Annotated in this window: 21 protein-coding genes; 7 read left to right on the top strand and 14 right to left on the bottom strand. The window is 69.1% G+C overall.

Translation table 11 applies throughout. The annotated features are described in order from the left end of the window. Positions 1–163: 163 nt before the first annotated feature. The 3 genes from ABZ382_RS14590 to ABZ382_RS14580 all read left to right on the top strand — a co-directional run bounded on the left by ABZ382_RS14590 (position 164) and on the right by ABZ382_RS14580 (position 3,097). Positions 164–868, top strand: a complete 705-nt coding sequence (locus tag ABZ382_RS14590; RefSeq protein ID WP_357088423.1) for a hypothetical protein — start codon at positions 164–166, stop codon at positions 866–868. A gap of 42 nt (positions 869–910) precedes the next feature. Continuing rightward, a complete protein-coding gene (locus tag ABZ382_RS14585) occupies positions 911–1,930 on the top strand; it encodes an alpha/beta hydrolase family protein (RefSeq protein ID WP_357088421.1) in 1,020 nt (339 codons plus the stop codon). Positions 1,931–2,251: 321 nt separating this feature from the next. Continuing rightward, positions 2,252–3,097 (top strand): cutinase family protein, encoded by an 846-nt coding sequence (locus tag ABZ382_RS14580; protein WP_357088419.1) that lies wholly within the window; start codon positions 2,252–2,254, stop codon positions 3,095–3,097. A gap of 93 nt (positions 3,098–3,190) precedes the next feature. Here the strand turns inward: ABZ382_RS14580 and ABZ382_RS14575 are convergent, their stop codons facing one another. From ABZ382_RS14575 to lysX, 4 genes are all read right to left on the bottom strand, one after another. Then, positions 3,191–3,517 (bottom strand): hypothetical protein, encoded by a 327-nt coding sequence (locus tag ABZ382_RS14575; protein ID WP_357088417.1) that lies wholly within the window; start codon positions 3,515–3,517, stop codon positions 3,191–3,193. A gap of 125 nt (positions 3,518–3,642) precedes the next feature. Further along, on the bottom strand, positions 3,643–4,260 hold the full coding sequence (locus ABZ382_RS14570) for a histidine phosphatase family protein (RefSeq protein WP_357088415.1): 618 nt from the start codon (positions 4,258–4,260) through the stop codon (positions 3,643–3,645). Positions 4,261–4,311: 51 nt separating this feature from the next. Beyond that, entirely contained in the window at positions 4,312–4,509 is a 198-nt protein-coding gene (locus ABZ382_RS14565; protein WP_357088413.1) for a hypothetical protein, read from the bottom strand. 120 nt (positions 4,510–4,629) lie between these two features. Next, positions 4,630–7,899, bottom strand: coding sequence for a bifunctional lysylphosphatidylglycerol synthetase/lysine--tRNA ligase LysX (gene lysX, locus ABZ382_RS14560; RefSeq protein WP_357088794.1), 3,270 nt, complete (start codon positions 7,897–7,899; stop codon positions 4,630–4,632). A gap of 268 nt (positions 7,900–8,167) precedes the next feature. On the opposite strand from lysX, the gene ABZ382_RS14555 reads away from it, so the two are divergent. Further along, positions 8,168–8,389, top strand: a complete 222-nt coding sequence (locus tag ABZ382_RS14555) for an RNA-binding S4 domain-containing protein (RefSeq protein WP_357088410.1) — start codon at positions 8,168–8,170, stop codon at positions 8,387–8,389. A gap of 66 nt (positions 8,390–8,455) precedes the next feature. Here ABZ382_RS14555 and rraA read toward each other — a convergent pair whose 3' ends face one another. Both rraA and ABZ382_RS14545 read right to left on the bottom strand, forming a co-directional pair. Further along, positions 8,456–8,947 (bottom strand): ribonuclease E activity regulator RraA, encoded by a 492-nt coding sequence (gene rraA, locus ABZ382_RS14550; protein ID WP_357088408.1) that lies wholly within the window; start codon positions 8,945–8,947, stop codon positions 8,456–8,458. Positions 8,948–8,952: 5 nt separating this feature from the next. Further along, a complete protein-coding gene (locus ABZ382_RS14545; RefSeq protein ID WP_357088405.1) occupies positions 8,953–9,459 on the bottom strand; it encodes a nitroreductase/quinone reductase family protein in 507 nt (168 codons plus the stop codon). A gap of 176 nt (positions 9,460–9,635) precedes the next feature. Between ABZ382_RS14545 and ABZ382_RS14540 the strand changes: the two genes are divergently transcribed. Continuing rightward, positions 9,636–11,840 (top strand): serine/threonine-protein kinase, encoded by a 2,205-nt coding sequence (locus tag ABZ382_RS14540; RefSeq protein ID WP_357088403.1) that lies wholly within the window; start codon positions 9,636–9,638, stop codon positions 11,838–11,840. Here the strand turns inward: ABZ382_RS14540 and ABZ382_RS14535 are convergent. From ABZ382_RS14535 to ABZ382_RS14500, 8 genes are all read right to left on the bottom strand, one after another. Then, a complete protein-coding gene (locus ABZ382_RS14535; RefSeq protein ID WP_357088400.1) occupies positions 11,833–12,285 on the bottom strand; it encodes a DUF1707 and DUF4190 domain-containing protein in 453 nt (150 codons plus the stop codon). The two genes, ABZ382_RS14540 and ABZ382_RS14535, sit on opposite strands and share 8 nt — an antisense overlap. Positions 12,286–12,380: 95 nt before the next feature. After that, a complete protein-coding gene (locus ABZ382_RS14530) occupies positions 12,381–12,761 on the bottom strand; it encodes a DUF5313 family protein (protein WP_357088398.1) in 381 nt (126 codons plus the stop codon). Positions 12,762–12,836: 75 nt separating this feature from the next. After that, positions 12,837–13,319 (bottom strand): SRPBCC family protein, encoded by a 483-nt coding sequence (locus ABZ382_RS14525; protein ID WP_357088396.1) that lies wholly within the window; start codon positions 13,317–13,319, stop codon positions 12,837–12,839. 58 nt (positions 13,320–13,377) lie between these two features. Next, positions 13,378–14,328, bottom strand: coding sequence for a CopD family protein (locus ABZ382_RS14520; RefSeq protein WP_357088791.1), 951 nt, complete (start codon positions 14,326–14,328; stop codon positions 13,378–13,380). Positions 14,329–14,342: 14 nt separating this feature from the next. After that, positions 14,343–14,873, bottom strand: a complete 531-nt coding sequence (locus tag ABZ382_RS14515) for a copper resistance CopC family protein (protein ID WP_357088393.1) — start codon at positions 14,871–14,873, stop codon at positions 14,343–14,345. Continuing rightward, positions 14,870–15,523, bottom strand: a complete 654-nt coding sequence (locus ABZ382_RS14510) for a YcnI family protein (RefSeq protein ID WP_357088391.1) — start codon at positions 15,521–15,523, stop codon at positions 14,870–14,872. Before ABZ382_RS14510 ends, ABZ382_RS14515 begins: the two co-directional genes overlap by 4 nt. Positions 15,524–15,572: 49 nt before the next feature. Beyond that, entirely contained in the window at positions 15,573–16,073 is a 501-nt protein-coding gene (locus ABZ382_RS14505; protein ID WP_357088388.1) for a hypothetical protein, read from the bottom strand. Between the two features lie 7 nt (positions 16,074–16,080). After that, positions 16,081–16,719: a DUF6474 family protein gene (locus tag ABZ382_RS14500; RefSeq protein ID WP_357088386.1), complete on the bottom strand. Its 639-nt coding sequence runs from the start codon at positions 16,717–16,719 to the stop codon at positions 16,081–16,083. Between the two features lie 177 nt (positions 16,720–16,896). Between ABZ382_RS14500 and ABZ382_RS14495 the strand changes: the two genes are divergently transcribed. Then, positions 16,897–18,546 (top strand): TM0106 family RecB-like putative nuclease, encoded by a 1,650-nt coding sequence (locus tag ABZ382_RS14495; RefSeq protein WP_357088382.1) that lies wholly within the window; start codon positions 16,897–16,899, stop codon positions 18,544–18,546. Then, complete coding sequence (gene htpG, locus ABZ382_RS14490) at positions 18,543–20,498, top strand: molecular chaperone HtpG (protein ID WP_357088379.1); 1,956 nt, start codon at positions 18,543–18,545, stop codon at positions 20,496–20,498. Before ABZ382_RS14495 ends, htpG begins: the two co-directional genes overlap by 4 nt. Positions 20,499–20,736: the final 238 nt, after the last annotated feature.

The following is a 20,736-nucleotide window of genomic DNA, read 5'->3' as shown; positions in this document are numbered from 1 at the left end:
ACTAGTCAGTAGCTTCGAGTAGTTTTCGCAAACCCTGGACAGGGGACCAGTTACACCTGTTTACTTACCCCCAGTGTGGAGTCCACCACTCCGAGTCGTCCGCAGCGCTCGGTAAGTATGGATCGGTCCCGGAGGATCTCGGGACAACTTGGAGGAAAAACAAATGTTCCGTAATCGCCGCGCGGCCGCTATCGCCGCCTCTACCGCCATGGTTTTCGCCGGTATGGGTATGACCGCGCTCGAGACCGGTGTCGCTTCCGCGGAGGGCACCTGCTCCATCAGCTCGCACGCCGAGAAGAAGGATGCCAGCACCGTCGGCATCACCATGACCTACGACAAGTCGGTCAACGGCGACTCGATCGGCGTCGGCACCACCGCGACGTACAAGATCGTCGTCGGCACCACGGGCATCGGCAACCCGTACGTCAACACCATCACCGACTACCCGCCGTCGGGCTTCGGCGCCCCGCTCAGCGCCAGCGTCACCGCTTACCACCTGGCCGGCGGCCAGCGCACCGAGGACGTCACCCCGGAGCCGAACGGCGGCGGCTGGAAGGTCACCAACCCGGGCTGGTTCGTGAACTCGGGTAACCCGGTCACCTACACCATCACCTACCGCGTGCCCACCAACCTCTCCGGTGGTCAGCAGGTCACCAGCGGTGGCATCGGCGTCGCCGGCACCGTCGGCGTCAGCAACAGCCTGCCGAACCTGACCGCGTGCTTCACCGCCCGCCCGAACACCGTCGGCGAGTCCGCCCTCGGCAGCCTGAACAACAACGGCCTGGGTTCCTCGGACGGTCAGACCAGCTCGACCGGTTCGTTCTCCGACATCATCTCGGACGCGATCCGCAAGTACATCGGCAGCTGATCCCCGACCGGGCCGATTCGATCGATAGGAACACCCGTACCGATGCGCACCCGTAAGTCACCGGCACTCACCGCGATTGCGGGCCTGGCGTTCTCGCTGGCCCTCACGTTGTCGCCGGAGGCCATCGGTACGGCCACGGCCGATCCCGCGAATTCCGCGGAATCCCATCTCGTTTCGATCGATCGGCCCGGACAGCGGCAAGAAGAGTTCAAGGTCTATTCGGCCGCCATGGGCCGGGAGATCACGCTCCAGGTCCTCACCGCATTCGACAACAGCGTGCCGCGACCGACGCTGTATCTGTTGAATGGCGCGGGCGGCGGCGAGGACGCTGCGACCTGGTATCGGCAAACCGATATTGTCAGTTTCTTCTCCGACAAGAACGTGAATGTGGTATCGCCGGTCGGCGGTAAATTCTCGTATTACACCGACTGGCAACAGGATGACCCGGCGATCGGCCGCCAGAAGTGGGAAACCTTCCTGACCGCCGAACTGCCGCCCATTATCGACAAGGCGCTCAACACGTCCGGCGCGAACGCCATCGCGGGTGTCTCCATGTCCGCGACCTCCGCGTTGAACATGGCCATCCTCGCGCCCGATCGCTACCGCGCGGTCGCCGCCTACAGCGGCTGTGCCTCCACCGCCGATGACAACAGCCGCAAGTACATTCAGATGGTGCTCGACCGCGGCGACGCCGACTCCCGCAATATGTGGGGCCCGCCCGGCGACCCGGACTGGGCCCGGCACGACGCCGTGATGAATGCCGAGAAGCTGCGCGGCAAGGCGCTGTTCATCTCCAACTCCACCGGACTGCCCGGTCCGATGGACACCCTGGATTCGCCGTCGATCGGCGGTCGCCCGGCGACGCTGGCCAACCAGATCATCCTGGGCGGTCTGATCGAGGCCGCGACCAATGGGTGCACGCATCAGCTCGCCGATCGGCTGGGCGCGCTCGGCATCCCGGCGCAGGTCGAATTCCGGCCCTCCGGAACGCATTCCTGGCGGTACTGGGAGGACGCGCTGCACCGCTCGTGGCCCATGCTCGAGGCCGCGCTGCAGGGCTGATCCGCCGGATTTGCCGGATATTGCTGCGCCGGTGAATGTTCGGCCGGAATCGGACGTCTTCGCCTGCTCGTCTGGCACTGCTGACTAGGCCCCTTTATGCTTGTCGGCGGTGTGTCGCTGATCTCGTCGACCAGTTTGTTCCGGCGAACTCATACGGGGCGGTTACCTGGGTTAACCCGGAGTGCACCGGAGTGTCATCCGGCGACCGCACCATGATCGGGAATACGGGACGCGTGAGATGTCCCGGCACAAGCGTGAACTGGAGCAAGGGTGCGGTTGAAGAATATTGTCGCGGCTGCGGGTGCAGCGGCGAGCGTGCTCATGTCGGGAATCGTCCTGGGCAGCGGTCCCGTTTCGGCGGACCCGGGGTGCCCGCGTCTCTACACGGTTGCCGTCCCCGGCACCTGGGAGACCGGTCACGACAAGGACCCCAAGCCCGGCATGCTGGCCACGGTGACCAATGGTCTACCCGGTGACGTGGACTACGTGACCTACGCGGCGACCGCCTTCCCGTGGGAGGGCGACATCTACGCCGCCTCCAAGAAGGAAGCCGTCGACAACGCCCGCGGTCTGGTCCAGGCCATGGCCGCGCGCTGCGCGGGCACCAAGATCGCCATCACCGGCTACAGCCAGGGCGCCGACGCCGCAGGCGATCTCGCCGCCGAGATCGGCAGCGGCCACGGCGTGGTGCCGCCGGATCGCCTCGCGGCCGTCGCGCTGATCTCCGACCCGCGGCGTTCGCCCACCGACGCCCAGATCGGTCCGTTCGCCCCGGGCGCGGGCGCGGGCGGTCCGCGTGCCGGCGGCTTCGGCTGGGTGAGCGATAAGGTGCGCACCGTGTGCGCCCTCGGCGACCTGTACTGCTCCACCGAGGAGACCGACTTCGTCACCCGCTTCGCCGGCTTCCTGGCGCAGGCGACGAACCCGAACAACTTCAACCCGTGGCAGACCCAGCTCGAGTTCGGGTCGATCCTCAATGACCTGATGGCCCAGGGTGGTTTCCCGACCCTGCAGGCGCAGCTGGCCGAGGGCGCCGACAGCGAGTACGCGCACCAGCTCGAGCAGTTCTACCGCAGCGGCAAGCACACCAGCTACGGCAGCTACGGCGTCGGCGGCGGCCAGACCGCGCTGACCTGGATGCACAACTGGATCGCGACCAACGCCTGATCCTCGGGTGAGAGGTCCTGCGCCCCAGGACCTCACCGCATCGAAAAGGCCGCTCCCGGTCCGGGAGCGGCCTTTTCGGCTGTCTGCGGGGATCTAGCCGAAGGAGCCGGTGGGCGGCAGCGCGGGCGCGGGGGCGGGGTTGTTGTTCCAGCCGTTGTCGCCGTTGTTGTTCCAGTCGCCGTCGCGGTTCCGGTCACCGTCGTGATCGCGGTCGTGGTGATCCCGGTCGCGGTCCCGGTCGTGATCGTGGTCCCACGGCCCGTTGTCGTCGATCTGCTGGGCGACGACCGGGGTGGCGGAATCGGCGGGGGTCGCCGCGTTCGCCGGGAGGGCGACGACGGCGAGCGGGATGGCGGCCAGGAACCCGGCCGCGGCCAGACGCAGGGCGAGACGACGGCGGGGCTTGTCGAGGGCGGACATCGTGGTGCCTTTCTGTCGGGATCGTGCGCCGCGGGGGAGCGGCGCACGAGTCCCATCGAAAGGCCCGGGCCTCCGGGGTATGTGCGATCGGGCTGGGAGTCGGCTGAGCGTTGGACGGGCGCCGGTCAGGGCAGGGCGCGTTGCGCGCGCGGCAGCAGGTCCCAGACGTGCCCGTTCTCGTTGACGGTGGCGGCGGTGCGGCCGCCGGTGCGCGAATACAGGATTCGGGTGATCGAGCAGTAGTCGATCGGGAAGGTGAGCGGCCGGGCCAGTCCCAGCACGTCCTGCAGCAGCACGTTGATCACGCCGCCGTGCGCGAAGACGACCACGGTGTCGGCGGGCGCGGCGGTCGCCACGATGGCGGTGACGCTGTCGCGCACCCGCGTGATGAAGGCATCCCCGTCGATCTGCTCGGGCAGATGCCCGGCCTTGATCCGCTCGTAGGTTTCCTGGAAGTCCCGCTGCGCGTCCTCGATGGGGATGTACATCGGCAGCTCGCGGTCGTATTCGGCGAGCCCGTCCACGATGTCGATGTCGAGCCCGAGCTTCTCCGCGGTGGGCCGCGCGGTCTCGCGGGCCCGCAGCTGCGGGCTGCTGACCACCCGCGCGATCCGGTGCTGGGCGAGTGCGGCCGGAACCCGGCCCGCCTGTTCGATCCCGAGCGCGGTGAGATCCGGGTCGGCGTGGCCGGATTCGGCCTGGACGCGCTGCGGCTGGGCGTGGCGGACGAGGATCAACTGCACACCCCCACTCTGCCGCACCCGGCCCGCAGCGCACTCCGGGGGTGCCGGGGGTCAGCCCTTCTTGCGGCGCATCAGGTAGACGATGCCCAGGATCAGGATCACGATGCCGATGCAGCAGACGCCCAGGAAGCCCCAGAAGCTCATGCCGCGCTTGCTGCTGGAGCGGCGGGCGGCGGTGTTCTCGAGGGCGGCGTTCCAGGTGTCGGGGTGGGTCCACACGTGGTGGTCCAGCAGTGTCGCCTGGGTCATGAGATCTAGGTAATGCATGGAGTCCCCAATCGGTGTGGCCGGTGGCCCTCCCGGGCCGAACTCCCAGATTAACCGGGGAGACGGCCGCGGGAATCAGGGTTTACCCCGGTCCTGCCGGGTTCAGCTGCCCGCGCCGCGCGGTTTCACCAGCGGGAAGGGCAGGGTTTCGCGGATGCTGCGGCCGATCAGCAGCATGACCACCCGGTCCACGCCGACGCCGAGGCCACCGGTGGGCGGCATGGCGTGTTCGAGGGCCTGCAGGAAGTCCTCGTCGAGTTCCATGGCCTCCGGGTCGCCGCCGGCGGCCAGCATGGACTGTTCGGTGAGGCGGCGGCGCTGCTCCACCGGATCGGTCAATTCGCTGTAGGCGGTGGCCAATTCGACGCCCCAGGCGACCAGGTCCCAGCGCTCGGTGACACCGGCGATGTGCCGGTGCGCGCGGGTGAGCGGGGACACGGAGGTGGGGAAGTCGATGTAGAAGGTGGGGTGCTGGGTGCTGGACTCCACCAGGTGCTCGTACATCTCGAGCACGAGTTGCCCGGCGTCCCAGCCCAATTGGAACGGGACGCCCGCCTTCTCACAGAGCAGCCGCAGGCGTTCGGCGTCGGTGTCGGGGGTGATGGTCTCGCCGAGCGCCTCGGACACGGCGCCGTGCACGGTCTTGACGGTCCAGTCGCCGGAGATGTCGACCTCGGTGAGCGCGCCGTCGGGTCCGGGCCGCAGCGCCACCATCCTGCCGTTGGCGGCGACCGCGGCGGTCTGGATGAGCTGCCGGCAGGCGTGCATCATGCGTTCGTAATCGCTGTGCGCCTCATAGGCTTCCAGGATCGTGAACTCGGGGTTGTGGCTGTAGTCGACGCCTTCGTTGCGGAAGACGCGGCCCAGTTCGAACACCTTCTCCATGCCGCCCACGCACAGTCGCTTGAGGTACAGCTCGGGTGCTATGCGCAGGTACAGGTCCAGGTCGTAGGCATTGATGTGGGTGGTGAAGGGCAGCGCGTTGGCGCCGCCGTGCACCTGTTGCAGCACCGGGGTCTCGACCTCGAGGAAGCCCCAGCCGTGCAGGCTGTCCCGCAGGGACCGCACCACGGCGCTGCGCTTGGCCATCACCTCGCGGATGTCGGTGTTGATGGCCATGTCGACGTAGCGCTGCCGCACCCGGGCTTCCGGATCGGAGAGACCCTTCCACTTGTCGGGCAGCGGGTGCAGGCATTTGCCGATCATCCGCCAGTCCTGCGCGAGCAGGGACAGTTCGCCGCGGCGGCTGCGGCCCAGCTGTCCGCTCACCTCGATCAGGTCGCCCAGGTCGAAGAACTCGGTGAACGACTCGCTGCGGTCCGCGCCCACCCGGCCGCGGTCGATGAGCAGCTGGATGTCACCGGACCAGTCGCGCAGCACGGCGAAGATGACGCCGCCGTAGTCGCGAATCCGCAAGAGCCGGCCGCAGACTCGCACCGTGGTGCCCTGCGGGCAGCCGCGGGCCGCGGCCACGGTGTGGGTGGGCGGATAGGCGACCGGGTAGGCCTCGACGCCGGAGTCCTGGAGCTTGGCCAGCTTGTCCATCCGCACCCGCACCTGTTCGGGGCGGCGTGGGCCGTTCTCCTCGAGTTCCTCGGACGGCAGGTCGGGCGGGCTGCCGTCGGCGTGCAGGCCGGTGACGCCGGCGGGCACCGAGGGCCGCAGACCGGTGTGGGCGGAGGCGTCGTGCTCGCGGCCGAAGCGGGGCAGGAAGCCCTCGGCGAGCGCGCTGGCGGTGGCGACCCGCAGCAGGTGGCGGCGTTCCTCGAACATGGAGAACCGCGGCACCCATTCGGGCTGGTACTTCACATTGGAGCGGTAGAGCGCCTCGAGCTGGTACCAGCGCGAGAAGAACATGAGCACGCCGCGCCACAGCCGCAGCACCGGTCCGGCGCCGATCCGGCCGCCCTCCTCGAAGACCGCGCGGAAGACCGCGAAGTTCAACGAGATCCGGGTGATGCCGTACTGGTCGGAGGTGAGGGCGAGCCGCGAGATCATCAGTTCCATCAGCCCGTTGGGGCCGGTGCGGTCGCGGCGCATGAGGTCGAGGGAGACGCCGGTGCGGCCCCACGGCACGAACGACAGCATGCCGAGCACCTGCCCGTTGGGCGCGACCGCCTCGGCGAGCAGGCAGTCGCCGTCGAGCGGGTCGCCGAGCCGGTCCAGGGCCATGGAGAAGCCGCGTTCGGTCTCGGTGTCGCGCCATTCGTTGGCGCGCCGCATGACGTCCTGCATCTCCTCGGGGGAGATCTCCTTGTGGCGGCGCACCCGCACCGTGATGCCTTGTTTGGCAAGACGATTGGCGGCCTGTCGGACCGGCTTCATATCGGGTCCGGCGAGGGAGAAGGTGCGGGTCTCGAGGATGGCCTCGTCGCCCAGGCGCAGCGCGGACAGTCCGGCCCGCCGGTAGGCGGTGGCGCCGAGCTCGCTGGCGCCCATCACCGCGGGGGCCCAGCCGTACTGGTCGGCGAGCCGGAGCCAGGCGTCGATGGCGTGCGGCCACGCCTCCTTCGGCCCGATCGGGTCGCCGGAGGCCAGGCAGACGCCGAGCTCGACGCGGTAGGTGATGGCGGCCTTGCCGGTCGGCGCGAACACCACGGCCTTGTCGCGGCGGGTGGCGAAGTAGCCGAGCGAATCCTCGACGTCGGAGCGTTCGATGAGCCCGCGCAGCGCGGATTCGTCGAGTCCGGTGAGCGCGTTGGAGGAGCGCTGCGACCGGAACAGGGTGATCACCGCGGCCAGCAGCGCGATGGCGCCGAACAGGCCGAGCAGCAGGTTCACCGGATGCGGCGGATGCCCGTCGAAGTCTTCGTTGGAGACCAGGATGGTGGCGGTCACTCGCGACACCGCCCAGAGCGCGCGCTCGGTGTGGTCGGGCAGGCTGCCGGGGAACAGTTCGACCAGGCCCCATCCGGCGAGGCTGCCCACGGCCAGTCCGCCCGCGAGCACGCCCAGCGCCCGCCACACCGCGCCCTGCTGCACGTGGGTGTAGAACTCCGACCAGGACGCGATCAGGACGCCGATCACCGCGAGGTGGATGATCAACGCCACCAGGGCGTTGATGTCGCCCTCGGAGGCGAAGTCGAGGGCGTTGGCGAGCGCGAAGGCCGCCATGTAGCCGACCAGCAGCCACCAGGCGATGCGTTTGCGGCTGGCGGTCGCGCCCGCCAGCAGGCCGATGACCAGGGCCCACACCAGTGAGGTGTCGGGGGCGTCGAAGTAGTAGGTGTCGACGAAGTGGCGCAGGTGCGTGGTCAGGTAGCGCAGCCCGGGCGAGATGCTCCAGGCGAAGCAGAGGACCGAGAAGATGCCGAGCGCGGTGCCCGCGACGTGCGGCAGCTCCCGCAACCGGCCGTGCCCGCGGTGCGGCACCTCCGGGGACCGCGGCTCCGGTCTGTGGTCGGAGTCGGGGTGCGGCCGGTCCTGCGTGGAAGTCACCGCACCAGTGTGAATGTTGCCCGTACCCATGTGCACTCAGAACCCGGTTCGTGTCTTGTCGCCGCGGTGCGGCTGGTGGCGGAAACCGCGGTGCGGCTGATTGCGGAAACCGCGGTGCGGCCGGTGGCGGTGACCGCCGCGTGGCGGCCGGTGGCGGGGGCGCGGTTTGGTCTCACGGCGGCCGCGGGTGAGGATGTACCCCATGTCGGATCCATTCGATGTCCCGATCGAGGACGAGGTCATTCGACTCGGCCAGTTCCTGAAGCTGGCGAACCTCATCGATTCGGGTTCGGAAGCCAAGACCGTTATCGCCCAGGGCCTGGTACGTGTCAACGACGAGGTGGAGCTGCGCCGCGGGCGGCAGCTACACGCCGGGGATGTGGTGGCGTTGGCCGGGCACAAGGCTCGGGTCACCAGCGGCTGAAGGCACACGGGTTCCCATTGTCGGGGGTTCCGGGCCTCAGCCGCTGAGAGCTTCCCGAGAGTCGGCCTAGTCTTCGCTGCGAACCACGACGCCGTCATGGTCGCTGTAGAGCATGTCGCCGGGGACGAAGCTGACGCCGCCGAATTCGACCGTGACGTCCTTCTCGGCGTTGCCCTCCTTCTGGGTGCTCTTGCGCGGGTTGGTGCCGAGCGCCTTGATGCCGATGGGCATGGTGCGCAGCACGGCGGAGTCCCGGACCGCGCCGTTGATGACGACGCCGGCCCAGCCGTTGTCCACGCCGCGGCCCGCGATGATGTCGCCGACCAGGGCGGTGTGGATGCTGCCGCCGCCGTCGACGACCAGCACGCGGCCCGCGCCGGGCTCACCGAGGGTCTGCTTGACCAGCAGGTTGTCCTGGAAGGTCTTGATGGTCACGATGCGGCCGGCGAAGGTCTCGCGGCCACCGAACTGAATGAACTGGGTGTCGCAGCTTCGGATCTCGGGGCCGATCTCGTCGGCTAGGTCGGCGGTTGCCACTACGTTCGTTGATTCGGTCACGAGAACTATCTTGTCAGGGCGAATATCCGCAAGTCACGGGCGGTGCGGTTGCGGTAGGCGGTGTACGCCTCGGTGGTTTCCTCGAAGCGTTCGAAGATCACCCGCTGGCGGTCCTCGTCGGTGACGAGGGCGGCGGTGACGGGCAGGTGCTGCCCGGCGATGGCGACCTCGGCGGCCGGGTTGGCGAGCAGGTTCGCGGTCCAGGCGGGGTGGTGGGACTGGCCGAAGTTGGAGCCGATCACGTACAGGGTGTCGCCGTCGTGCACGTAGAGCAGCGGGGTGGTGCGGGGTGCGCCGGACTTGCGGCCGACGGTGGTGAGCAGGATGACGGGCGCGCCGATCGGGCCCAGGACGGTGTATTTGCCGCCGCTGCGTTCGAGCACCCTGCGATCGAGCGGGGTCAGTTTGCGGATGACCAGTGATCCGAGCTTGGTGGCGGCGAACGGGCTGGCCAGCCGGGACAGCAGGTTGGTACGGGAACCCCAGATCCGTTCCGGGAACTGCTCACTCATACCGCGACAATAGTGCCCCGTGACCGGCCGTGCGGGGGCTCCGGTCGGCTGCCCCGGGCCGGGGGTGATGCGCTCCGCGCTCGCTCCGCGATCTATCTACAGGAATGAATCAACCGCTCAGTCGGATTCTCGGGCGCATACTGGCGACCACCCGGTGAATCCAGGTCGGGGGAGGCATGTACGTGGAACCGGTGATCGACTCCGATGGCGTCGACGAGATCCGATCTCTGCTGGCGTCGACCATCGCCGGGTTCCAAGCCGCCTGGGAGGCCGCGGGCGCCCCGCCGAACCTGGTCGAATTCCTGCCGCGCGCACCGCAACTGCGTCGCGTCGCCTTGATCGAACTGATCAAGGTGGACCTCGAATACCGCTGGATCCGCTACGACTTCCCCAAACGCCTGGCCGAATACCGCGGCGAGTTCGACGAATTGCGATCCGGCCCACTGCCCCCGGACCTGGCCTACGAGGAGTTCCACGCGCTCGAGCGCTCCGGCATCGCCCTAGACATCAGCTGCTATCCGACCGAGGCCGCCCCCACCGAATGGGCCGAGCACGACTACCGCAGCACCCTGATCGCCCGCCCGCAGGCCCAGCACGCGCTGGAGGGCATCGAGGTCGGCGACCGGATCGACGATTTCGATCTGCTGGTGGAACTGGGCGCGGGCGCCTTCGCGCGGGTCTTCCTGGCCCGGCAGCGATCCATGCAGCGCCTGGTCGCGGTGAAGATCTCGCAGAATCACGGCACCGAGTCCGAGACCCTGGCCCAGCTCGACCACGAGCACATCGTGCGCGTCTTCGATCAGCGGCTGCTGGCCGACCGGGAACTGAAACTGCTCTACATGCAGTACCTTCCGGGCGGCACCCTGTCGAAGGTGCTGGGGCTGGTGCGTTCCCGGGAACCGGCCGAACGGAACGGCGGCATCCTGCTGGAGGCCGTCGACGCCGCCATGCGCGACAAGGGCGGCCTGGTGCCCGGCGAATCCGCCACGCGCACCGAGCACGCGGAGCGGTCCTGGCCGGAAACCGTTGCGTGGCTGGGCGCCCGGCTGGCCCGCGCGCTGGACTACTCCTCCGCCAACGGCGTTCTGCACCGGGACATCAAGCCCGCCAATGTGCTGCTCACCGCGGACGGCAGCCCGAAGCTCGCGGACTACAACATCAGTTTCAGCACGCACGTGGCGGGCGCGAGTCCGCTCGCCTACTTCGGCGGCTCCCTGGCCTACATGTCCCCGGAACAGCTGGCCGCCTGCCATCCGCACCTGCCGGAGACGGCCGAGGCGCTGGACGGGCGCAGCGATGTGTACGCCCTCGGGGTGGTGCTGTGGGAACTGCTCACCGGCTACCGCCCCTTCGACGACGAGACCCGCGCGGGTGATTCGGAGTCCTCGCTCGAGCGCATGCTGCGACTGCGCCGCCACGAGGTGGATCCGGTCCATCTCGAGGCGCTTCCGCCCGACTGCCCGGCGACCCTGCGCCGGGTGCTGCTGAAATGCCTGGCCCCAGACCGCGAGAACCGCTGGGCGGACGGCGCGGCCCTGGCCCAGCAGTTGGAGCTGTGCCTGGACGAGCGGGCCCGCGATCTGGTGGATCCGCCCGAGCACAGCTGGCGGGCCCGGGTCGGGCCGTGGTCGCTGCTGGCCTTGATCACGGTGGCCAGCCTGGTCGGCGACGCGCTCGGCATGGCATACGCGAATCTGCACAACCATCCGCTCTGGGCGCTGTGGTTCACGCCCGAGGAGCGGGCCCGGTTGCAGGTGGTCGGCAATATGCTGGTCTTGGTCTCCACGCCCGCGGCCATCGCGGTCACCAACTATCTGTGCCGCCGCGCCTTCATCGTGTGGCGTGGTCTGCGCCGGGGCCGCACCTACGATTCGGCGACCCTGTCGCTGGCTCGCCGGGACACCTTGAAGAACGGTGACCGGGTGGCGTTGCTGGCCTTCGTGTGGTGGGTGCTGGCGGCCGTGGTGTCGGCGGTGTCGCTGGTCGTCCTGACCGACCTGTCGCCGGGCCGGATCGTGAATCTGGTGGCGACGCTGCTGGTTTCGGGGGCGATCGCGGTCGCCTACCCGTTCTTCGTGGTGACCTTCTTCATCGTGCGCTGCTTCTATCCGCGGCTGCTCACCCACGGCGAGACGGCGGAGGATCGGGACGCGCTGCGCTCGCTGGGCCGCCGCTGTACCCGCTATCTGGCGGTGGCCGTGGCGATTCCGCTGGTCGGGGTGATCGCCAGCCTGATGTTCCTCGATACGGGGGAGGTGGCGCTGGTGCTGGTCCCGATCTACGGCCTGTGTGTGGCGGGCGTGCTCGGCTTCCTCGGTGACTACTGGCTGTTCCGCCAGACCGAGGCCGACCTGCTGGCCTTCGAGCGAGCGGTCAGCTGAAGTAGATCCACCCGAAGACCAGCATCCACATCGCGCCCACCGCGAGCCCCGCGATCGCGAATCCCCGATCGTCGCGGCGTTCGGGTTCGACGGTGAGCGCGACCAAACCCAGCACCACCGCGGGCACCGCGGTGAGTCCGCACAGGAATCCGAACACCCCGAGCACGAACGCGGCGATCCCCATCCCCTTCGACCGCGCGGGCGGCGGCGTATAGGGCGCGTAGTACGCGGGATATCGCATCGGGGTGACCGGTTGCCACGGCAATCCGCTCATCACCCGGTCGATTTCCCCGCAGGTCCGCGCGGTGAGCGCGTGCCCGATGCGTTCGGACAATTCCTCGACCGTGATCCGCCCGGCCTGAAAGCTCTGTTTCAGCGCCTCGATCGCGTGTTCCCGATCGGCATCACTCGCCAGGAATTGCGGTGCCGCCCATTGAGGTTCCATCTGGTTCTCCATCGAACCCGAAGCCGATTATCACTGCCTTCGAGCGTATTCCTCGCGGCGGTCGGGGGGTTCGAATCGAGACCGGCGACACAGGGTCAGGCGCGGCCGTGGCGCTGTTCGTAGGCGGTGCGGTCGGCGGCCTCGCGGGCCCGGCGGTCGGCGTCGGCGAGCGCGGGGTCCAGGCCGTTCTTGATGAGCCGGTTGCGGCGGAAGACGTAGGTGAGGGCCGCGGTGAAGTAGATCAGCGGCAGATACAGCAGGGCCATCATGGCCAGGCCCATCCACAGCGGGCCGGGGATGAGCAGGAACAGGCACAGCACCGGGATGATCGGGATCAGGATCCGCAGCAGGTAGCGGCGGGTGGCGCCGGGGCCGGTGAGGTCGCGCAGCACCCAGTCCCGCATGGCAGGCGGGAGGGGCCGGCCGCAGATGTAGCCGAGGCGCTGCAGCGGGCTGGGGGTGGTGCGTTCGGACATGCGCCCAGGATCCCTCAGCGGGCGCGCGGCGGACAACCGCGGGGGGTCGGCGGCTCTGACGACCCGTGGACTGGATCAGGCGTTGGTGCGGTCCGGCTCGGCGCTGGCGCGCTCGGCGTGGAAGGCCGAGACCTGGCTGACCAGGTTGCCGGTGGAGCTCCTCACCGCGAGCTTCACGAAGGGCTCGATGGTCTTGCCGAGAATCTTGCCCGCCAGGCCGCCGGGGACCCGGTAGTCGACGATGGCGTCGATGGTGCAGGATTCGGCGCCCTTGTCGTGGAACAGGAAGGTGGATTCGATTTCGAAGCCCTTGATGGATTTCACCGCGATGGCGTATCCGGGCTCGTGCCGGACGATCTTGATGGTGGAGTGCAGCGCGATCGGCCCGAGCTGAATGGTGCCGTCGAAGGTGGCGTCCACGCCCTCGATCTGTTCGGTCAGCGGGGTGAAGGCGCTGATCTCATTGATGAATTTCGGCAGATGCCGGTAATCGTTGACATAGGCGAAGGCGGATTCGGCCGAGGCGGCGCAATCCGCGACGATCTTGACTTCTGTCATGGGCGCAACTGTAACGTGTTCTAGTTTTCGTCGCAGGGGTTGTGATGCATGCCATCTATCACGCGGTCACTGCCAGCGTCGCGGCCAACCCGAACACTAGCGCCATCACCAGCACTTCCACAATCGCGCGCCGCAGCGACTGCTCCGCCGTCATCCGGTGATCGGCGGCCTTCGGCACCCAGCCGCGCCGCCACCACCAGCCCAGCCCGATCAGCACCGCCACCAGCACCGTCTTCGCCAGCAGAATCCGCCCGTACCCGCTGGTCACCAGGGGACTCACCCCGCCGATCCGCACCAGCCCGTTCACCAGCCCGGTGACGGTCACCGTGACCACCAGCGGCAGCGCCCAATTCGAGTACTTCGGCAGCAGCGCCGCCCATTCGCCGCGGGTGCGCACGGTCATCGCCAGCGCCAGCAGCAGTCCGAACCAGGCCGCCGCGGCCAGCGCGTGCACCGCCGCCAGCACCGACCCGAAGGTCTGCTGGGACATGTGCCCGGTGATCGGCCGCAGCGCCAGCGTCACCGCGGTGAAGACCAGCACCAGATCCGCCGTGGCCCGATCCGGTCGCCGGAAACCGAAGGCGCTGTAGGCCGCCACCACCCCGGTCCCGATGAGCAGCGCGATCCCGATCTGCCCGCCGCTCACATGCGCGAGGTAGTCGCCGAACTGGGTCCCGCTCAGCCGCCGCGCCCGAATCCCTTGCACCTCCGCGGCTTCCAGCACGAGCATGGCGAATTCCGTGGCCGCCCACGCGGCGGCGGCCACGGTGAGCGCGCGCCAGTGCGGGGTCAACCGGTCCGAGAGCCGCGGCAGCGCCGCCAGCCCCAGCACGGTCGCCCCCGCGCAGTCCGCGAGCACCCGGACCGGGGCCTCGGCCTGCACCGGATCCTCGGCGGCCAGCGCCCAGGCCAGCGCGGCCCCGGCCAGGGCGGCCGGAATGACCAGCAGCAGTAGCCATCTCGGTGAGCTGCCACCGCCGGTCGTCCCGCGCTCCCGGCGACGATCGATGCGGCCGGGCCGGTTCACGAGCGCCGCTTGCCCCGTCCGCCGAACAGCGCGAAGGCCAGGCCGCCGCCGAACAATGCCACCGCGCACACGATGAATATCCACAGCGGCACCCCGCCGTCGGAGCCGCCCGACTTGGCGCCGGCGTCCGACTTCGGGCCCGGAGTTCCGTTGCCCGCCTTGGTGAGCGTGAACGACCGGGTGCCGCTGACCGGGTGCCCGTCGGCGGAGGTGACCCGGTAGGCGATCTTGTACTCGCCCACCGGACCCAGCTCGCCGACCTCGACGCTGAGCGTCGCGCCGTCGACCTTCGGCTGCCCCTTCGACCACAGATTGCCGTCCGGCCCGGTGACCGTCATGGACGGGTAGGCGGGCTGCAGGCTCTCGTTGAAGGTGACGCTGACCGACGCGGGGGAGGTGTCGATCTGCGCGCCGTTCTCCGGGCTGGAACCCACCACGGCCGAGTGCGCGCCCGCGACGCCACCGCCGAGCAGCGCGAACAGGGCGACCAGCAGCCCGGTGATCAGGCCGGCGACCTTGCGGCTCATGACCGCCGTCCCCGGATGACGCTGCCCAGGCCGAGCGCCGCGCCCAGCGCGCCGAGCGCCAGGCCGACACCGCCGAGCCAGCGGGCGGTGTCGTCGGTGGCCTTGTCGGCCTTGTCCGAATCGGCTGCGGCGGGCGCGTCGTCATCGTGGCCGGTGCCCTTGGCGAGGGTGAGGGTGGGGGCCGGATGCTCGGGCTCGGTGCCGTCGGCGTTCGCGGGCTGGTTCCAGTCCACGACCTTGCCGTCGCTGTAGGTCTGGCTGGCGTTGAAGCTGACCTTCGCCTGCTCGGGCAGCGGCCCGAGGGAGACCGCGAAGCGCTGGAACTGCCCCGGCGCCACACCCGGGTTGCCGGGATCGGCAGTCCAGGTGACCGACACGGCCTGGCCCTGCGCGTTCTTCTCGACCTTGGAGCTCCAGCCCGGGATCGGTTCGGTGCGCGCGCTCTTCAGATTCGGCAGCGTCACCGAAACCTTGGTGGTGGACGCGGTATCGGACTCGGTCGGCACCCGGAAGGTCGCGACCGTGTAGCCCTTCTGGGTCGCGCCGGGAGCGTCGACCACCACGTGCGCGGCGGCGATGCCCGCGCCGGACAGCAGCAGCCCCGCGGCGGCGGCCGACGTGATCAGGGCACGCGAAAGAGAGGTGTTCATGAGTGTATTGCCTTCTCTGACAATGGCTACGGGAAGTTAGGGAGCGGGGTTACGCCGTGACCGGGGGCGCGCGCGGTCCGGCCGCGCCCAGTGCGAGAAGGGTTTTCGAGGTGGGGGAGTGGTGCGCCGGGCGCAGCCGCGCGACCCGCGCGGGCGGACCGGCGGGGCGGGTGAGCGCCACCCGGACGGCCCGGGAGATCAGTTCGTAGAGCCGTTCGGCGACCAGGATCCCGAACGCGCAGACCAGGCCCGCGACCGCGTGCGCGAACACCATCGGCCCGTGCGCGGTGAATTCCATTGCACGCGCGGCGTGCCCGTGCTGCACCAGGCCGCTCAGCGCGACGTGGCAGACGGGCTGACCCGCCAGCATGAGCAGTGGCAGCGCGGCGGGCGGGCGCAGCACGGCGGCGATCGCGCCGAGCGCGGCCGCCGCCAGCATCAGCAGCATCAGCCCGGAGGTGCCGGGGTAGCCGCCGCCCGCGAACCCGTGCGCGCCGACGGCCAGGGCGGCCATGGCCACCCCGGCCGATCCGCCGCGCACCGAGCTCATGGGTGACTCAGCGCACGCCGAGCCGGTTGAGCACGTCGGCCTCGATGCCGGAGAGCTCGTTGGAGATCGAGGCGTGCACCGCGCGGCGGCGCGGCACCGGCATCTGGGCGGCGGTGCGGACCGCCGCGGTCAGGCTGTCGAGCCGGTCGCGACTGGCGGCCACGAACTTCTTGGTCTCGGTGTCGGTGTGCTTGGCCTCGATCTCGGCCAGCGTCGACTCCACGCCCGCGATCCGGGCCTGCAGCTTGGCGCCCGGCCCGGCGAACTCGCCGAGCTGGTCCAGGCCGACGCCGAGCTGCTGGGCGCGGCGGGCGTCGAGCTGCCCGCGCACGAAGGTGGCGCCGCGGTAGGCGAGCGGCGCCAGCACCGGCACCAGGATCCGGGCCACGCCCAGGTACTTGCGGATCGAGGCCGCGCTGAACGGGTCGCGTTCGGCGCGGGCGGCCACCTTCTCGGCGGCCTTCTCCTCGGCCTGCAGCTTCGCGATCTCGGCCTTGGCGACCTGCTGCTGCGTGCGCGCCTCGGCACGGTTGCGCTTGCGCTCGTTGCGCGCGCCGAGCTTGGCCTCCATGCCGGCCTTGTGCTTGAGGGCTTTCGCCTCGGCTCGGCGGCTGACCCGCTTCTTGCGCTTGGTGAACAACCCCATTGATGGCCTCCGTCATGCTGGTTCGCCATGGCAGTACAGGGCCGGGGGAAATGCCTGTCCGCCCATGAAACGCAGTGTGCGAATCACCCTATCGGGTGGGTTCCCGTCACAGCGAGCGCCTGGCGGAAACAGGGCGGCCCGCCGACCCTGTCGGGGGATGAGGCCATACTGACTGGCGTGTATTCGGGCATCGGTGACCATGGCGAGCGGGCGGCGTTCGTGGACGCGCGCGCGCTGATCGGGTGCCGGCACCGGCTTTTCCTGGACGCCACCCATCCGGGCGTGTTGACCGGAGTCGCCGAGGACGCCGGCGTGCAGCAGCGACGAGAAGCGGCGGCCGCGCACAGATCTCAGGTGCGCGACACCCTGGTCGCGGCGGCGCCCGAGAGCTGGACGGTGATCGATCCCAAGCAGCCCGCGACCGCGCGGGCCGCCGCCACCATGGCCGCCATGGCCGCGGGCGCCGACCGCATCTGGGGCGCGCTGCTCCCGCAGGAGGCCGACACCGGCCGTCGCGGCGGCTGCGAAATCCTGTGGCGCGACCGCGATCGCGGCGGATACCGCCCGGTCATCGTGGTGAACCACAAGGTGACCGACCCCCGCCAGCCCGACCCGGCCGACCACCACCCGGTGACCAGCGGCCTGTACGAGTGGAATCCCCAGGAGGACAGGCACGTCCGCACCCGGCCGCAGCCGCGCGACCTCCAGCGCCTCGCGCACCTGTACCGCATGCTGCAGCGGCACGGCCTGGCCAGTCCGGCGCTGACCGGCGGCGCCATCGGCTACCACTTCGACCGCATCCTGGTGCACGACCTAGCCCTGCTGCTGGACGACTACGACATCCGCTACGCCGACCGCATCGCGGTGGTGCGCGGCGAACTCCCCACCGTCCCTTCGAAAGTCCCCGAATGCCGCCAGTGCCCCTGGTGGAACCGGGCCCCCGAGGAGGGCGGCCGCAGCTGTGAGCAGTGGCTGGTCGAGCACCGCGACGTGAGTCTGGTGGCCCCGGGTTCGCGCGCCGAGGTGCTGCGCCGCCACGGCGTCGAGACCATCGACGAGCTGGCCGCCTGGAGCGGTGACGATCCGGACGACTGGCAGTACGAGCCGTTCACCGAGGCCGTGGTCACCGCCCGCGCCTGGGCGACGGGCGCGCCGCTGGTCCGCCGGGTGGACCGGGTGCGGGTGACCCGCGCCGACGTCGAGGTGGACGTGGACCTGGAGAGCTTCCAGGAGCACGGCGCCTACCTGTGGGGCACCCTGCTCGACGGCGTGTACCGCCCGTTCGTCACCTGGGATCCGCTGCCCACCGAGGACGAGGGCCGCTCCTTCGCGGAGTTCTGGACCTGGCTGATGGGCGTGCGCGCGCAGGCCGCCGCCGACGGTAAATCCTTTGCCGCCTACTGCTATTCGCGCACCGCCGAGGACAAGTGGCTCTACGAGTCGGCGCGCCGGTTCGCGGGCCGCCCCGGCATCCCCACCGAGCGGGAGGTGCAGCGGTTCGTGGACGGGCCGCAGTGGGTGGACATGTTCCAGGCGGTGTCGGAGCAGTTCATCTGCCCGAACGGCAAGGGCCTCAAGAAGATCGCGCCGGTCGCGGGCTTCCACTGGCGTGACGCGGAGGCCGGCGGCGAGGCGTCGATGGCCTGGTACCGCCTGGCCGTCGCCTACGACGGCGGCGAACCGGACCAGTCCCAGCGCACCCGCATCTTCGAGTACAACGAGGACGACTGCCGGGCGACCCAGGTGCTGCGGGACTGGATGACCGACCGCGCGGACGCCGAGGTTCCCGCCATCGCCGACTTCGACCGTCGTAATATCGCGTCGTGACCGAACACGTCGAACACCTGGAGTTTCAGGCCGAGACCCATCAGCTGCTGGAGCTGATGATCCACTCGGTGTATTCGAACAAGGACACCTTCCTGCGGGAGTTGGTCTCCAATGCCTCCGATGCGCTGGACAAGCTGCGCCTCGAGACCTTCCGCGACAAGGACCTGCACGCCGACACCTCGGATCTGCACATCGAGCTCGAGGTCGACCGCGACAACCGCGTGCTCACCGTGCGCGACAACGGCATCGGCATGTCCCGCGCCGAGGTGGTGGACCTGATCGGCACGCTCGCCAAGTCGGGCACCGCCGCGCTGCGTCAGCAGCTGCTGGAGGCCAAGGCCGGCGACCAGCAGGCCGAGGAGCTGATCGGCCAGTTCGGCATCGGCTTCTACTCGACCTTCATGGTGGCCGACAAGGTCACCCTGACCACCCGCAAGGCGGGCGAAACCACCGGTACCCGTTGGGAATCGGAGGCCGGCAGCCCCACCTACACGATCGAGGAACTCGACACCGCCCCGCAGGGCACCTCGGTGTCGCTGCACCTGATGGCGGCCGACGAGGACGATCACCTCTTCGACTACACGCAGGAGTGGAAGCTCCGCGAAATCGTCAAGAAGTACTCGGATTTCATCGCCTGGCCGGTCCGGATGGACGTCGAGCGCACCGTCATGGAGGGCGACGGCGAGGACAAGGTCGAGAAGACCATCGTCGAGACCCAGACCCTGAACTCCCAGAAGGCGTTGTGGACCCGCCCGCGCAGCGAGGTCACCGACGAGGAGTACACGGAGTTCTACAAGCACGTCGCCCACGCCTGGGACGATCCGCTCGAGATCATCCCGATGAAGGCCGAGGGCACCTTCGAATACCAAGCGCTGCTGTTCATTCCCTCGCACGCGCCGTTCGACCTGTTCACCCGCGAGCACAAGCGCGGCGTGCAGCTCTACGTGCGCCGGGTGTTCATCATGGACAACTGCGAAGAACTGATGCCGGAGTACCTGCGCTTCGTCAAGGGCGTGGTCGACGCACAGGACCTGTCGCTCAATGTGTCCCGCGAGATCCTGCAGCAGGACCGCCAGATCCAGATGATCCGCAAGCGCCTGGTGAAGAAGGTGCTGTCCACGGTCAAGGATCTGAAGAACGCCGAGGACCAGGCCAAGTACCAGGAGTTCTGGCGCGAGTTCGGCCGGGTGCTCAAGGAGGGCCTGCTCTCCGACGCCGACAACCGCGAGACCATTCTGGGCGTCTCGTCGTTCGCGTCCACGCACTCCGAGAGCGAACTGACCACGCTGGCCGGGTACGTCGAGCGCATGCCCGAGACCCAGTCCGCGATCTACTACATGACCGGCGAGTCCCGACAGCAGATCGAGAACTCGCCGCACATGGAGGCGCTGCGGGCCAAGGGCCTCGAGGTGCTGGTGCTGACCGACCCGGTCGACGAGATGTGGGTCGGCTCGGTCACCGAGTTCGAGGGCAAGCCGATCGTCTCCATCGCCAAGGGCGAGGTAGACCTCGAGACCGAGGACGAGAAGAAGGCCTCCGAGCAGCTGCGCGAACAGCAGGAGAAGGACTTCTCCGGAGTGCTCGGCTGGCTGCGGCAGACCCTCGACGCGGAGGTCAAGGAGGTGCGCCTGACCAACCGGCTCACCACCTCCCCCGCCTGCATCGTCGGCGATGTGTTCGATTTCACTCCGATGCTGGAGCGCATGTACCGCGCTTCCGGCCAGGAGCTGCCGCACAGCAAGCGGATCCTGGAACTGAACCCGGACCACGCTCTGGTGACGGGTCTGCGCGACGCGTACGCGCAGGTGGCCGACGACGAGGACAAGCCGCTCGCCCTCACCGAGACGGCCGAATTGCTCTACGGCACGGCGGTTCTCGCCGAGGGTGGGGAGTTGAAGGACCCGGCGCACTTCGCCCGGATCCTCGCCGATCGCCTCACCCGCACACTCTGACCCGGCGCGTCGGATCGGGTCGTGGCGGCGTCGCCGCTACGTTCCCGATCCATAGCGAGCGGGAATCGGTCATGCTCAGCCGGGTGCGGATGTGACGGTGCACATGCTCGGCGATTTCCGGGAACTCGCGGCGAGGGCGTACGTTGTATGTCTTGGTCGTAAGTTTTTCGTGTTCGTGTTTCAACATGCTCGCGCGGAACAGTGTGCGGGCGTTGCTTCACCTTGCCAGTCAAGTTGC

Origin of the sequence: Nocardia sp. NPDC005825, assembly GCF_040630175.1 — a bacterium.
Lineage (GTDB): Bacteria > Actinomycetota > Actinomycetes > Mycobacteriales > Mycobacteriaceae > Nocardia.
Note: the sequence above shows the minus strand (reverse complement) of the source record. Positions and strands in the feature narration are given on the sequence as shown.

Excerpts from the sequence above, each read along its gene's own strand:
- ABZ382_RS14575 (WP_357088417.1), bottom strand. The coding sequence starts at position 3,517 with ATGTCCGCCCTCGACAAGCCCCGCCGTCGTCTCGCCCTGCGTCTGGCC.
- ABZ382_RS14565 (WP_357088413.1), bottom strand. The coding sequence starts at position 4,509 with ATGACCCAGGCGACACTGCTGGACCACCACGTGTGGACCCACCCCGAC.
- ABZ382_RS14535 (WP_357088400.1), bottom strand. The coding sequence starts at position 12,285 with ATGGAACCTCAATGGGCGGCACCGCAATTCCTGGCGAGTGATGCCGAT.
- ABZ382_RS14500 (WP_357088386.1), bottom strand. The coding sequence starts at position 16,719 with ATGGGGTTGTTCACCAAGCGCAAGAAGCGGGTCAGCCGCCGAGCCGAG.
- ABZ382_RS14505 (WP_357088388.1), bottom strand. The coding sequence starts at position 16,073 with ATGAGCTCGGTGCGCGGCGGATCGGCCGGGGTGGCCATGGCCGCCCTG.
- ABZ382_RS14525 (WP_357088396.1), bottom strand. The coding sequence starts at position 13,319 with ATGACAGAAGTCAAGATCGTCGCGGATTGCGCCGCCTCGGCCGAATCC.
- ABZ382_RS14540 (WP_357088403.1), top strand. The coding sequence starts at position 9,636 with ATGTACGTGGAACCGGTGATCGACTCCGATGGCGTCGACGAGATCCGA.
- ABZ382_RS14530 (WP_357088398.1), bottom strand. The coding sequence starts at position 12,761 with ATGTCCGAACGCACCACCCCCAGCCCGCTGCAGCGCCTCGGCTACATC.
- ABZ382_RS14510 (WP_357088391.1), bottom strand. The coding sequence starts at position 15,523 with ATGAACACCTCTCTTTCGCGTGCCCTGATCACGTCGGCCGCCGCCGCG.
- ABZ382_RS14580 (WP_357088419.1), top strand. The coding sequence starts at position 2,252 with ATGTCGGGAATCGTCCTGGGCAGCGGTCCCGTTTCGGCGGACCCGGGG.
- ABZ382_RS14545 (WP_357088405.1), bottom strand. The coding sequence starts at position 9,459 with ATGAGTGAGCAGTTCCCGGAACGGATCTGGGGTTCCCGTACCAACCTG.
- ABZ382_RS14585 (WP_357088421.1), top strand. The coding sequence starts at position 911 with ATGCGCACCCGTAAGTCACCGGCACTCACCGCGATTGCGGGCCTGGCG.
- ABZ382_RS14590 (WP_357088423.1), top strand. The coding sequence starts at position 164 with ATGTTCCGTAATCGCCGCGCGGCCGCTATCGCCGCCTCTACCGCCATG.
- ABZ382_RS14515 (WP_357088393.1), bottom strand. The coding sequence starts at position 14,873 with ATGAGCCGCAAGGTCGCCGGCCTGATCACCGGGCTGCTGGTCGCCCTG.
- ABZ382_RS14555 (WP_357088410.1), top strand. The coding sequence starts at position 8,168 with ATGTCGGATCCATTCGATGTCCCGATCGAGGACGAGGTCATTCGACTC.